11 protein-coding genes are annotated in these 13,117 nt (G+C 74.9%); 9 read left to right on the forward strand and 2 right to left on the reverse strand.

Annotation, left to right across the window (positions count from 1 at the left end):
- The first annotated feature begins 40 nt into the window (after positions 1 to 40).
- Together ACFVVU_RS32725 and ACFVVU_RS32730 are read left to right on the forward strand one after the other, a co-directional pair.
- The gene (locus ACFVVU_RS32725) at positions 41 to 790 is read left to right on the forward strand and encodes a response regulator transcription factor (RefSeq protein ID WP_380683100.1); all 750 of its coding nucleotides are present in this window, start codon (positions 41 to 43) and stop codon (positions 788 to 790) included.
- A 6-nt stretch (positions 791 to 796) separates the two neighbouring features.
- Positions 797 to 2,233 (forward strand): sensor histidine kinase, encoded by a 1,437-nt coding sequence (locus ACFVVU_RS32730; RefSeq protein WP_380683099.1) that lies wholly within the window; start codon positions 797 to 799, stop codon positions 2,231 to 2,233.
- 10 nt (positions 2,234 to 2,243) lie between these two features.
- Here the strand turns inward: ACFVVU_RS32730 and ACFVVU_RS32735 are convergent, their stop codons facing one another.
- Positions 2,244 to 3,251, reverse strand: a complete 1,008-nt coding sequence (locus tag ACFVVU_RS32735) for a TAXI family TRAP transporter solute-binding subunit (protein WP_380683098.1) — start codon at positions 3,249 to 3,251, stop codon at positions 2,244 to 2,246.
- A 73-nt stretch (positions 3,252 to 3,324) separates the two neighbouring features.
- On the opposite strand from ACFVVU_RS32735, the gene miaB reads away from it, so the two are divergent.
- Positions 3,325 to 4,827: a tRNA (N6-isopentenyl adenosine(37)-C2)-methylthiotransferase MiaB gene (gene miaB, locus ACFVVU_RS32740; protein WP_380683097.1), complete on the forward strand. Its 1,503-nt coding sequence runs from the start codon at positions 3,325 to 3,327 to the stop codon at positions 4,825 to 4,827.
- 95 nt (positions 4,828 to 4,922) lie between these two features.
- Positions 4,923 to 5,621, forward strand: a complete 699-nt coding sequence (locus ACFVVU_RS32745) for a class III extradiol dioxygenase subunit B-like domain-containing protein (RefSeq protein ID WP_380683096.1) — start codon at positions 4,923 to 4,925, stop codon at positions 5,619 to 5,621.
- 86 nt (positions 5,622 to 5,707) lie between these two features.
- Here the strand turns inward: ACFVVU_RS32745 and ACFVVU_RS32750 are convergent, their stop codons facing one another.
- Complete coding sequence (locus ACFVVU_RS32750) at positions 5,708 to 6,007, reverse strand: antitoxin (RefSeq protein ID WP_387793757.1); 300 nt, start codon at positions 6,005 to 6,007, stop codon at positions 5,708 to 5,710.
- A gap of 138 nt (positions 6,008 to 6,145) precedes the next feature.
- On the opposite strand from ACFVVU_RS32750, the gene miaA reads away from it, so the two are divergent.
- From miaA to hflX, 5 genes are all read left to right on the forward strand, one after another.
- Positions 6,146 to 7,105: a tRNA (adenosine(37)-N6)-dimethylallyltransferase MiaA gene (gene miaA / locus ACFVVU_RS32755; protein WP_387793758.1), complete on the forward strand. Its 960-nt coding sequence runs from the start codon at positions 6,146 to 6,148 to the stop codon at positions 7,103 to 7,105.
- 228 nt (positions 7,106 to 7,333) lie between these two features.
- Entirely contained in the window at positions 7,334 to 7,888 is a 555-nt protein-coding gene (locus tag ACFVVU_RS32760) for a hypothetical protein (RefSeq protein ID WP_380683093.1), read from the forward strand.
- A gap of 80 nt (positions 7,889 to 7,968) precedes the next feature.
- Entirely contained in the window at positions 7,969 to 8,880 is a 912-nt protein-coding gene (gene dapF, locus ACFVVU_RS32765; RefSeq protein WP_380683092.1) for a diaminopimelate epimerase, read from the forward strand.
- Positions 8,881 to 9,085: 205 nt separating this feature from the next.
- Positions 9,086 to 11,398, forward strand: a complete 2,313-nt coding sequence (locus ACFVVU_RS32770; protein ID WP_387793759.1) for a RelA/SpoT family protein — start codon at positions 9,086 to 9,088, stop codon at positions 11,396 to 11,398.
- A gap of 151 nt (positions 11,399 to 11,549) precedes the next feature.
- Positions 11,550 to 13,058, forward strand: a complete 1,509-nt coding sequence (hflX, locus tag ACFVVU_RS32775) for a GTPase HflX (protein WP_387793760.1) — start codon at positions 11,550 to 11,552, stop codon at positions 13,056 to 13,058.
- Positions 13,059 to 13,117 lie beyond the last annotated feature (59 nt).

The raw sequence follows: 13,117 nt of genomic DNA on the forward strand, positions 1-13,117 counted from the left end.
AGAGACCCCCGGAGCACCGTCCGGGAGAGGAAGGAGACAGATGCGACTGCTGCTCGTCGAGGACGACGAACGCGTGGCCGCCGCGCTGGTCGCGGTCCTGGGCCGGCACGGATTCCAGGTCCGGCACGCGCGCAGCGGCCACGAGGCGCTGGACGCCCTGGTGCCGGACGGCAACGACCCCTACCGGGTGGTGCTGCTCGACCTCGGCCTGCCCGACCGGGACGGCTTCGAGGTCTGCAGCCGGATCCGGGCCGGCAGCGGCGTGCCGGTGATCATGGTGACCGCCCGCGCCGACATACGCTCCCGGATCCACGGCCTCAACCTCGGTGCCGACGACTACGTCACCAAGCCCTACGACATGGGCGAGCTGCTCGCCCGGATCCACGCGGTGGCCCGCCGCGGCGCCGCACCCGCCGCCGTCGCCGTGCCCGCGCCGGACGCCGTCCCGCAGCAGCGCGGCCCGCTGGAGTCCCGCGGCATCGTGATCGACCGCGAGCGGCGCCGGGTCAGCGTCGACGGCCGGGACGTGCCGCTCACCCGCAAGGAGTTCGACCTGCTGGCGCTGCTCGCCCAGAGCCCCGGCGTGGTCTACCGCCGCGAGCAGATCTTCAGCGAGGTCTGGCGCAGCGGCTGGGAGGGCAACGGCCGCACCCTGGAGGTGCACATCGGCTCGCTGCGCACCAAGCTCGCCCTGCCCGGCCTGGTCGAGGCCGTCCGGGGCGTCGGCTACCGGCTGATACCCGAGTGCCCCGCCGCCGACACCCCGCCCCCGGCCCGCGCGGAGCGCTGACCGCACGTGCGCACCCGCCTGCTCGGCATCCTGCTCGCCCTGATGCTCTGCGTGCTCGCCGCGTTCGGACTGCCGCTGGCGGCGGCGTTCGCGGCCGCCGAGCAGAGCCGGGTGGTCGTCGACCGGCTCGACGACGCCGCGCGGTTCGCCCAGGACCTGCCGACCTCCGGCCTCTCCGGCCTGGAGTCGGCCCTCAAGGGCGACCCGCAGCCCGCCCCCGGCGAACTCAGCCGGCGGCACGCGCTGGACGCCGAGGTGGCGCGCTACCACGAGCTCTACGGGGTGCGGATCGGCATCTTCCAGCGTGACCGCCTGCCGATCGCGGTGGCCCCGGAGGGCTGGCGGATACCCGCCGTCTGGGGCGAGCAGGCCTTCCAGGAGGCGCTGGACGGACGGCGCAGCCACAATCCGCGGCAGGTCTGGCCGTGGACCCCGGACCGCACGCTCACCGTCGCCACCCCGGTGGTCCGCGACGGCGACGTGGTCGCCGTGGTGCTCAGCGAGTCCCCGACCGGCGCGCTGCGCGGCCGGGTGGTGCGCAAGTGGCTGGTGATCGGGGCCGGGGAGGCCGCCGCGATGATCGTCGCGGTGCTGCTCGCCGCCCGGCTCACCGAGTGGGTGCTGCGCCCGGTCCGCACCCTGGACCGGGCCACCCACGACATCGCCACCGGCCGGATGAACGCCCGGGTGGCGCCCGGCGGCGGGCCGCCCGAGCTTCAGCGGCTCGCCCACTCGTTCAACGAGATGGCCGACCACGTGGTGCTCGCCCTGGACCAGCAGAAGGCCTTCGTCGCCGATGCCTCGCACCAGCTGCGCAATCCGCTGGCCGCGCTGCTGCTGCGGGTCGAGCTGCTGGGCCTGGAACTGCCGGAGGGGCACGAGGAGGAGCTCGGCGGGGTCCGCGAGGAGGGCGCCCGGCTGGCCCGGGTGCTGGACGACCTGCTCGGGCTGGCCACCGCCGAGCACGCCCGCCCCGAACCCGAGCCCACCGACCTGGCCGCGCTCAGCCTGGAGCGGGTGGACGCCTGGCGCCCGCTGGCCGGCCGGCGCGGGATCGAGCTGGCCTGGGAGGGGCCGGCGCTGGCCCTCGGCCTGGCCGACCCGATCGGCTTCGGCAGCGCGCTGGACGCGGTGCTCGACAACGCGCTGAAGTTCGGTCCCGAGGGGAGCCGGGTGCGGGTGCTGGTCGCGGCTCGGCGCGAGGAGGCCGCGGTGACCGTCTCGGACCAGGGCCCCGGCCTCACCGAGGAGGAACTGGCCCGGGCCGGTGACCGCTTCTGGCGCAGCACCCGCCACCAGAACGTGGACGGATCGGGGCTCGGCCTCTCCATCGCCCGCACCCTGCTCCAGGCCGCCGGCGGCTCGCTCACCTTCGGCACCGCCACCCCGTCCGGCCTCGCCGTCACCCTCGCGGTGCCCCGGGCGGACCGCAAGAAGCCGTAGTGGGTGGGCCTCAGGGCTTCACCGAGCGGTAGTAGCGGGCCGCGCCCTCGTGGAGCGGGAGCGGGTCGGTGTAGACGGCCGTGCGCAGGTCGACCAGCTGGGCGGCGTGCACCTGGGCGCCGATCTGGTCGCGGCTGTCGATCACCGCCCGGGTCATGCCCTGGACCAGGTCGTCGTTCACGTCGGCCCGGGTGATCAGCAGGTTGGGCACGGCGAGGGTGGCGACCGCGTCCTGCGGTACGGCGTCGGGGTAGGTGCCCTTCGGCATGGTGGCCGCCCGGTAGGCGTCCGTTCCGCCGCCCTCGACCAGGTGGATCGACTCGGCGAGGTCGCCCAGCGGCACGATCCGGATCCGGACCTGCTCGGACAGCGTGGTGAGCGCGCTGGTCGGCAGTCCGCCGGACCAGAAGAAGGCGTCCAGCCTTCCGGCCCGCAGCTCGTTCGCCGCGTCGCCGATGCCCAGGAACGCCGGCTTGACGTCGTGGTCCGGATCCAGCCCGGCCGCCGCCAGCAGCCTGCGGGTCACCAGGTTCACGCCGGAGAGCGACTGGCCGACGCCCACTCGCAGGCCCTTGAGGTCGGCGGCGCGGAGCACCGGGGAGCCGGCCGGCACGATCAGCTGCAGGTAGTCGTCGTAGAGCCGGGCGATGGCCCGCAGCTTCTCCCGGCCGGGGCCGGTGTACTGGGCCACGGCGTCGGCGGTGGCGATGGCGAAGTCGTCCCGGCCGGTGGTGACCCGGGCCAGGTTGTCGAGCGAGCCCTCGGAGTTGTCCAGCTCCAGCCGCACTCCGGGCATGGTCCCGGCGAGGTGGGGGACCAGCAGCTGCCCGTAGCGGTCGTAGACGCCCTGCTGGACGCCGGTGGCCAGCCTGGTCGTGCCGCGCGGGTAGCGGGCCGAGCCGCCCGCCGACAGCCACCAGCCGCCCAGGCCGGTGAGCACCAGCACCAGGGCCAGCACGATCCGCCAGAGCGGCCGGCGGGCCGCGGCGCGCAGACGGGAGGGAGTGCCGGGAGCCATGGAAGGGATAGTGCCAGGCGCATCGGTGGAACGGGAGGGAAAAGTCGTTCGCGGCTGCCCGTACCCTGGTCGGGTGAGCGGTGACAGCGGATCGAAGAGCTACAAGGTCGTCACGTACGGCTGCCAGATGAACGTCCACGACTCCGAGCGGCTCTCCGGGCTGCTGGAGGACGCGGGGTACGTCAAGGCGGGGCAGGACGGCGACCCCGACCTGGTGGTGTTCAACACCTGCGCGGTGCGGGAGAACGCCGACAACAAGCTGTACGGCAACCTCGGCCAGCTGGCCCCGGTCAAGAGCCGTCACCAGGGCATGCAGATCGCCGTCGGCGGCTGCCTGGCGCAGAAGGACCGCGACACCATCGTCCGCAAGGCGCCCTGGGTCGACGTGGTCTTCGGCACCCACAACATCGGCCACCTGCCGGCCCTGCTGGAGCGCGCCGCGGTCGAGCGCAAGGCCCAGGTCGAGATCCTGGAGTCGCTGGAGACCTTCCCCTCCACGCTGCCCACCCGCCGCGAGTCCGCCTACGCCGCCTGGGTCGCGATCTCGGTCGGCTGCAACAACACCTGCACCTTCTGCATCGTCCCCGCGCTGCGCGGCAAGGAGGAGGACCGCCGCCCGGGCGACGTCCTCGCCGAGATCGAGGCGCTGGTCGACGAGGGCGTCATCGAGGTCACCCTGCTCGGCCAGAACGTCAACGCCTACGGCTCCGACCTGGGCGACCGCGAGGCCTTCTCCAAGCTGCTGCGCGCCGCCGGGCAGGTCGAGGGCCTGGAGCGGATCCGCTTCACCTCGCCGCACCCGCGCGACTTCACCGACGACGTGATCGCCGCGATGGCCGAGACCCCGAGCGTGATGCACCAGCTGCACATGCCGCTGCAGTCCGGCTCCGACCGCGTCCTCAAGGCGATGCGCCGCTCGTACCGGCAGGAGCGTTTCCTCGGCATCATCCGCAAGGTGCGCGAGGCGATGCCCGACGCCGCCATCTCCACCGACATCATCGTGGGCTTCCCGGGCGAGACCGAGGAGGACTTCGAGGAGACCATGAAGGTCGTCCGCGAGGCCCGCTTCACCAACGCCTTCACCTTCCAGTACTCCAAGCGCCCCGGCACCCCGGCCGCCGAGATGGACGAGCAGATCCCGAAGGCGGTCGTCCAGGCCCGCTACGACCGGCTGATCGCCCTCCAGGAGGAGATCTCCTGGGAGGAGAACAAGAAGCAGGTCGGCCGCACCCTGGAGATCCTGGTCGCCGAGGGCGAGGGCAAGAAGGACGACCGGACCGACCGGCTCTCCGGCCGCGCCCCGGACAACCGGCTGGTGCACTTCACCCGGCCCGCCGAGCCGGTCCGCCCGGGCGACATGGTCACGGTGGAGATCACCTACGCCGCCCCGCACCACCTGCTGGCCGAGGGCCCGGCGCTCGCGGTGCGCCGCACCCGGGCGGGCGACGCCTGGGAGAAGCGCCAGGCCAAGCCCGCCGCCAAGCCGGCCGGCGTGATGCTGGGCCTGCCGTCGATCGGCGCCCCGGCGGCGCTCCCGTTGGCCGCCCCGGCCGGCGGCGCCTGTTGCGGGGACTGACCCGCGGCGGGGAGCGACCCGCTCGTCCGTGAACGGCCCGGTGGGACTCCGCAGTCCTGCCGGGCCGTTCCGCGTTCTTGGCTAGAGTGATCCACATGCTGGTTGCCGCCGCCGTGTGCCCCTGTCCGCCGCTGCTCGTCCCGGAGGTCGCCGCCGGGGCGGCGGCCGAGCTGGAGCCGTTGCGCGCGGCCTGCGACGAGGCGCTCGGGGTGGTGCTCGCGGCCGGGCCGGAACTGCTCGTGGTGGTCGGCACCGGGCCGGAGCCCGAGGTGTGGACCGAGGGCGGGGCCGGTTCGTTCCACCGCTTCGGCGTGCCGCTGGTGGCCGCGCTGCCGGGCGGACGGGCCGAGGGGCCGGAGCTGGCACCCTCGCTGACCGTCGGTGCCTGGCTGCTCGGCCGGGCCGGGGTGACGCTGCCGACGCACGCCTGCGCGGTGCCGGCCGACGCGCCCGCCGACCGGATGCTCGGGCTGGGCCAGGGCCTGGCCGGGCTGGCCGACCGGGTCGGGCTGCTGGTGATGGGGGACGGCAGCGCCTGCCGGTCGCTGAAGGCGCCGGGCTACCTGGACGAGCGCGCCGAGGGCTTCGACGCCGGGCTCGCGCGGGCGCTGGGTTCGGCGGACACCGCGGCGCTGGCCGCCCTGGACGTGGCGCTGGCCGCCGAGCTGCGGGCCGAGGGCCGGGCGCCCTGGCAGGTGCTGGCCGGCGCCGCCGAGGGCGCCGGCCTCACCGCGCGGCTGGGCTACCAGGACGCGCCGTACGGCGTGGGGTACCTGGTCGCCTCCTGGAGCTGAGCCCTCCCGGGGCCCTCACCGGGGCCCTCCCCGAGCCGGACCGCCGTGCCGGGCCGGATCGGGCGGGCCGGGTCAGGCGGGCGGGGTCAGGCGGGCGGGGTGGTGCCCGAACCGGTGCCGGCATCCGTGCCGGGGGCCGAACCGGGGGCCGAACCGGGGCCCGTGCCGGGCTCCTGGGGCTTGTGGGCGAAGTCGTCCACGGCGCCCTTGGCCTTGCTGGTGCCGTGCTCGATCTTCTCCGTGTACTTGCCCTTGGTCGCCTTGTCGATCGCGCCGCCGGCCTTCTCCACCGCGCTCCCGATCTGGTCGCTGTGCTTGCCGGCGAACTCGCTGGCCTTGTCCTTGAGCTCTTCGGCCTTGCCCTTGAGGTTGTCCATCAGACCCATGGCGCCTCACCCTTCCTCTGCTGTCTCTCTCACAACGTCTGTCAGGGCGGAACCGTTCGCAACGGGACGGTCCGGTGGAAACCGGGTGCAACCGGCCGGGCCGCCCGGCCGGCCGGCGTTCCCTGGCAGACTTGACCGGTGAGCAGCTCCACCACCGCCCAGCCCGCCCGCCCCCGCGTCGTCTCGGTCGTCGGCGCGACCGCCGCCGGGAAGTCCGACCTGGCCGTCGCCCTGGCCCGCACCCTTGGCGGCGAGGTGATCAACACCGACTCGATGCAGCTCTACCGGGGCATGGACATCGGGACGGCCAAGCTCACCGAGGAGGAGCGCGGCGGCGTCCCGCACCACCTCATGGACATCTGGGACGTCACCGAGGCCGCCAGCGTCGCCGAGTACCAGCGGCTGGCCCGGGCCGAGATCGACCGGCTGCTCGCGGCCGGCCGCACCGCCGTCCTGGTCGGCGGCTCCGGCCTGTACGTCCGGGCGGCGATCGACGAGATGGAGTTCCCGGGCACCGACCCGGCGGTCCGCGCCCGGCTGGAGGAGGAGCTGGAGCGGGTCGGCCCGTACGCGCTGCACGGGCGGCTGGCCGGGCTGGACCCGGCCGCGGCGGAGGCGATCCTGACGAGCAACGGCCGGCGGATCGTCCGCGCGCTGGAGGTCATCGAGATCACCGGGCGGCCGTTCACCGCCAGCCTGCCGAGCAACACCGCCGTGTACGACGCGGTGCAGATCGGCGTCGCCGTGCCGCGCCCCGAGCTGGACGAGCGGATCACCCTGCGGGTGGACCGGATGTGGCGGGCCGGGTTGCTGGACGAGGTGCGGGAGCTGGAGGCGGTGGGGCTGCGCGAGGGGCGGACGGCCTCCCGGGCGCTCGGTTACCAGCAGGTGCTGGACCACTTCGCCGGCGAGTGCACGGAGGACGAGGCGCGCGCCGAGACCGTCCGGGCCACCAAGCGCTTCGCCCGCCGGCAGGAGTCCTGGTTCCGCCGGGACGACCGGATCCACTGGCTCGCCCGGCCGGCCGGCACCGACCCGGTGGAGCTGCTGGACCGCTCGCTTGAGCTGATCGAACGTCAGGAACTCGCCGTCAGGTAGGCGCTTTCCGGCCATCGGGTGGTGCAGTTGCGCGCGCAGACGGGCGTGCAGGACGGCATGGCGGTCACGGCCGGATCACGTGATGGCCACGGATCACCCGTCGGCCCCGGTCAGGCCCGGAACGCCCCTCTGGACATGCCATCATCGATGTCATAAGGGTCGGCCCGGGCGGGCCGACCGTGCCCGGCCGCGAGTCCGCACTCGTGTCGAACTGTCAGGGGAGGCCGCGTGTCCACGGGTACCGGCCCCGAAACCGGCCAGAGCGCCAGGCCCGCCGGCGGCGGGCCCGGCAGCAGCGGCGGCGGCAGTGCCACGGCACAGGCCGGTGGCCTCGACGCCTCGACACTGCCCGACCTGCCGGTGCTGCCCGGCCTCGACGCGCCCACCTCCTACGCGGTCGCGCTGCCGGCCCTGGACACCCGCGCCCCCGCCGGCGCGGTGCACGAGCGGGAGATCCGGCCGCGCCGCCGGCTCCGCTGGTGGCAGATCCTGCCGATCGCCCTGGTGGCCACCGCCGGCTCGCTGATGTTCGCCTTCCCGCTGGCCTTCGGCTCGGCCGGGACCGGCTCGGCGATGGTCGGGATGCTCGGCCTGCTGCTCACCGCGGCCTCGCTCGGCTGGGGCGCGATGGCGGCCCGGCACGCGGGGTACAAGTGGCCCGGCCTGCCGCGCCGGGGTACCGGCGAGCGGGCCGGCTGGAAGGCGATCGTGGTCTACACGCTGATCGTGCTGGCCGCCGCGGCGCTGGCCCTGTACCGGGTCGTCCGGCTCTCCGGGAGATAGCTCTCCGGGGGAGGGCCGGGGACCGCCCGGGGCCGGAACCGGAAGGCGGCGGTCCACCGCGTCTCGGTACCATCGGGAGGGTGACCGCATCCTCCGCGCAGCCCGTCGGCCTCCCCTTCCTCAAGGGGCACGGCACCCAGAACGACTTCGTGATCGTCCCCGACCCCGACGGCCGGCTGGCCATCGGCCCCGAGGCCGTGGCCGCGCTGTGCGACCGCCGGTCGGGCATCGGCGGTGACGGGCTGCTCCGCGTGGTGCGCTCCGCCGCCGACCCGGTGGCGGCCGACCAGGCCGACCGTGCCGAGTGGTTCATGGACTACCGCAACTCCGACGGCTCGATCGGCGAGATGTGCGGCAACGGCATCCGGGTCTTCGCCCGCTACCTGGTCGAGGCCGGGCTGGCGAAGCCGGGCGAGCTGCCGGTGGCCACCCGGGCCGGCCTGCGGACCGTGCGGGTCGCCGAGGACGCCGAGGACGGCACGCCCGGCGAGATCACCGTCGACATGGGGCGGGCGAAGCTGCCCGGTCCGGACGCGATCGAGGTGGCGGTCGGCGGGCGCAGCTGGCCGGCCCTGAACGTCAACATGGGCAATCCGCACGCGGTCGCGTTCGTCGAGAGCCTGGACCACGCCGGCGATCTGCTGAGCGCGCCGCCGGTGAGCCCCGAGGGCGTCTACCCGGAGGGCGTCAACGTCGAGTTCGTGGTGGACCGGGGTCCGCGGCACGTCGCGATGCGGGTGCACGAGCGCGGCTCCGGCGAGACCCGCTCCTGCGGCACCGGCGCGTGCGCCGTCGCGGTGGCGGCCGCCCGCCGGGACGGCGTGGACCCGACGGTCACCGGCGAGGCGGTGACGTACACGGTGGACGTGCTGGGCGGCCGGCTGACGATCACCGAGTACCCGGACGGCCGGGTGGAGAAGACCGGCCCGGCGGTCGTCGTTGCCCGCGGCGAGCTGGCCCCGGCCTGGTCGGCGCTGATCCGGGAGGCCTGACCCGTCGTCATCCACCGTTGCCCGCCCGGCCGGGCGGGCCGGTGGTGCGCCAGCCCCGCGTTTCCCCAATTCGTCCGGGATCAAATCCCCCCGTTCGGGTGATACCCCTGACGGACGGGAAGCGGGGCCTCGCGGAACGTGCTCTGCTCGGTAGCATGGACCACCGGGTCGGCCCACGCCCCCGGTACTGCTGCCGGAGGTGCCGATGACCATCGAAGCCGGGCAGCCCCTGGCGGGGCAGCCGACGTCCGCACGGCAAGCCGGGCCCAGACGCCCGCTCGGCGGGTTGGGCCGGGCCGCGCTCGGCCGGGCCGGCCGGGCCGCGCTGCTGGCCACCGGCCGCCCGCCGGTGCCGGACGCCCTCGAACCGCTGGTCCAGGCGCACCGCCGGCACCACCCGCAGGCCGACCTCGGCCTGCTCGGCCGCGCCTACCGGCTGGCCGAGGCGAGCCATCGCGGCCAGAAGCGCAAGAGCGGCGAGCCGTACATCACCCACCCGCTGGCCGTCACCGTGATCCTGGCCCAACTCGGCGCCGGGACGACCACCTTGGTCGCCTCGCTGCTCCACGACACGGTCGAGGACACCGAGTTGACGCTGGAGCAGGTGGCCGAGGGGTTCGGTCCCGAAGTCGCCTACCTGGTCGACGGGGTGACGAAGCTGGAGAAGGTCGACTTCGGCGCGGCGGCCGAGGCGGAGACCTTCCGCAAGATGCTGGTCGCCACCGGGGACGACGTCCGGGTGATGGTCATCAAGCTCGCCGACCGGCTGCACAACATGCGCACCATCCGGCACATGAAGCCGGCCAGCCAGGTGCGGATCGCCAAGGTCACCCGGGACGTGCTGATCCCGCTGGCCGAGCGGCTGGGGATCCAGGTGCTCAAGGCGGAGCTGGAGGACATCGTCTTCGCCACCCTGCACCCCGAGGAGCACGCCCGCACCCGCGCCCTGCTCGGCCGGCACGAGGCCGGTCCGGACACCCTGCTGGCCCCGTTCGCCCACAGCCTGGCCCGCCAGCTCGCCGAGGCCGGGGTCGCCGCCGAGGTCACCGTCCGTCCCCGGCACTGCGTGTCGCTGCACCGGGTGCTGCTCAAGCGGGCCGCCGCCCCCGGGCCGGACGGCAAGCCGCAGGGGCCGCAGCCGGCCGACTTCGGGCGGCTGCTGGTGGTGGTCGAGGAGAACGCCGACTGCTACGCGGTGCTCGGCGAGCTGCACACCTGCTGGACGCCGCTGCCCGGGGAGTTCAAGGACTTCGTGGCCGCGCCGAAGTTCAACCTCTACCAGTCGCTGCACACCGCGGTGGCGCTGGCCGGCGGCGAGGTGGTCGAGGTGCTGGTGCGCACCCGGCGGATGCACGAGGTCGCCGAGACCGGGGTGGTCGCGCTCGGCGACCCCCGGCAGCCCGGGACCGGCGGCGAGCAGGGCCGGGACGAGCTGGACCGCACCGACCCGGCCCGGCCCGGCTGGCTCTCCCGGCTGCTGGAGTGGCAGCAGGAGACCCCGGACCCGGACGCCTTCTGGTCCGCGCTCACCGCCGACCTGGCCGGGGACCGCGAGATCACGGTGGTCACCGAGCGTGGCGAAACGCTTCAGCTCCGGGCCGGCGCCACCTGTGTGGACGCCGCCTACCTGCTCGGCGAGGAGACCGGCCACCGTTGCATCGGGGCCCGGGTGAACGGCCGGCTCGCCGCGCTCTCCACCGTGCTCCACGACGGCGACCGGGTGGCCGTCCTCACCGAGGAGGCCGCGGGCCCGGCGCCCGAGTGGCTCGCGCACGCCCGCACCCCGGGCGCCCGGCTGGCCATCGAGCGCTGGCTGGCCGACCACGCGCCCCGCCGTCCGGTGGTGCGCACCGGCCCGTCCGCCGGGCAGCCCGCACCACCCGACCGCCCGGTCGCCGCCGGCCGCCCGGCCGCTCCGGTCACCGTGGCCGGCCGCCCCGGGGCGCCCGTCCGGCTGGCCCGCTGCTGCACCCCGGTACCGCCGGACGAGATCGTCGGCTACCCGATCCGCGCCGGCGCGGTCGCCGTGCACCGGGCCGGCTGTCCGGCGGGGGAGCGGATGCGGGCCGACGGACGCGGCGCCCTGGAGGTCCGCTGGCGGCCCGGCGGCGCCCCGGCGGCGGGCTTCCGGGCCACCCTGCGGGCCGAGGCGCTGAACCGGCCCCGGCTGCTGGCCGACCTGACGGCCGCGATCTCGGCGGAGGGCGTCGGGATCGCCGCGGCCGAGGTGGAGCCGCCGCAGGAGCTGCGGGTGCGGCACACCTACACCGTCGAGCTGCCGGACCCGGCCGCGCTGGCCGCCGTGCTGCGGGCCATGCTGCGGGTCTCCGGGGTGTACGACGTGGAGCGCCCGTACGCCCCGGCGGGCGGCGGTCCCGGCCGCGCCCCGGCCGCCCCGGCCGCCCCTCCGGCGGGCGACCCGGCGGAGGCGCCCGGGCCACCGGCGGAAATCGGGGTGACCCGCACGACCCCGGCGTGCGACCATCATGGGGAATTCACGGCCGGACCGCGGCGTTGACCGGGCGGAGGAGTCTCAGCCCGTCCCGCGGCCCCGAGGGGTAGCTCACACCTCGCCCGAGTGCTGAACGGGGCGGCAGCTGGGCAGACTCCGGGCACGACCGTCCGTACGGTCGCGCACAGGCCACCCGTTCCAGCAGCCGAAGGACAGAATGACCTCCACGTTCGACACCCGCGACCACGCCGACGCCCCGCGCCGCTTGGACGGTCTGCGGGCGGAAGCCCTCATGGACGAGGACCTCGCGGCCATCGACGAGGACCTCGGCCACCACTACGACGGCGACCAGTACGACCGCACCGAGCGCGCCGCGCTCCGTCGTGTCGCCGGCCTCTCCACCGAACTCCAGGACGTCACCGAGGTCGAGTACCGCCAGCTCCGGCTGGAGCGCGTGGTGCTCGTCGGCGTCTGGACGGACGGCACCCTGGAGGAGGCGGAGAACTCGATGGCCGAGCTCGCCGCGCTGGCCGAGACGGCCGGCTCCGAGGTGCTGGACGGCGTCATCCAGCGCCGTGACAAGCCCGACGCGGCCACCTACATCGGCTCCGGCAAGGCGCAGGAGCTGCGCGACATCGTCTCCTCCACCGGGGCGGACACCGTGGTCTGCGACGGTGAGCTCACCCCGGGCCAGCTGATCCACCTGGAGGACGTGGTCAAGGTCAAGGTCGTCGACCGGACGGCCCTGATCCTGGACATCTTCGCCCAGCACGCCAAGTCCCGCGAGGGCAAGGCGCAGGTCTCGCTCGCGCAGATGCAGTACATGCTGCCGCGGCTGCGCGGCTGGGGTCAGTCGCTCTCCCGGCAGATGGGTGGTGGCGGCTCCGGCTCGTCCGGCGGCGGCATGGCGACCCGTGGTCCCGGTGAGACCAAGATCGAGACCGACCGGCGCCGGATCCGCGAGAAGATGGCGAAGCTCCGCAGGGAGATCGCCGACATGAAGAAGGGCCGCGACACCAAGCGCCAGGAGCGCCGGCGCCACCAGGTGCCGTCCGTGGCCATCGCCGGTTACACCAACGCCGGCAAGTCCTCCCTGCTCAACCGGCTCACCGGCGCGGGCGTGCTGGTGGAGAACGCGCTGTTCGCCACCCTCGACCCGACCGTGCGCCGGGCGCAGACCCCGAGCGGCCGGGTCTACACCCTGGCCGACACCGTCGGCTTCGTCCGGCACCTGCCGCACCACCTGGTCGAGGCGTTCCGCTCCACCATGGAGGAGGTCGGCGACGCGGACCTCATCCTGCACGTGGTGGACGGCTCGCACCCCGAGCCGGAGACGCAGCTGGCCGCCGTCCGCGAGGTCGTGGTCTCGGTCGACGCGCAGAACGTGCCGGAGATCGTGGTGATCAACAAGGCCGACGCGGCCGACCCGCACGTGCTGCAGCGCCTGCTGCGCCGCGAGCCGCACGCCATCGTGGTGTCGGCCCGCACCGGCGAGGGCATCGACGAGCTGCTCAAGCTCATCGACGACGAGCTGCCGCGCCCGGCGGTCGAGGTGCACGTGCTGGTCCCGTACACCCAGGGCGCGCTGGTGTCCCGGGTGCACGCCGAGGGCGAGCTGCTGGGCACCGAGCACACCGGCGAGGGCACCCTGCTGCACGCCAAGGTGGCGGCCGAGCTGGCCGCCGAGCTGGAGCACTTCGCGGTGGCGCTGACGCCGCAGGGCTGAGCCGCCGCCGCACGGTCACGGGCCCCGGTTCCCCCTCACGAGGGGGAACCGGGGCCCGT

Origin of the sequence: Kitasatospora sp. NPDC057965, from assembly GCF_042887135.1 — a bacterium.
Taxonomy (GTDB): Bacteria; Actinomycetota; Actinomycetes; order Streptomycetales; family Streptomycetaceae; genus Kitasatospora.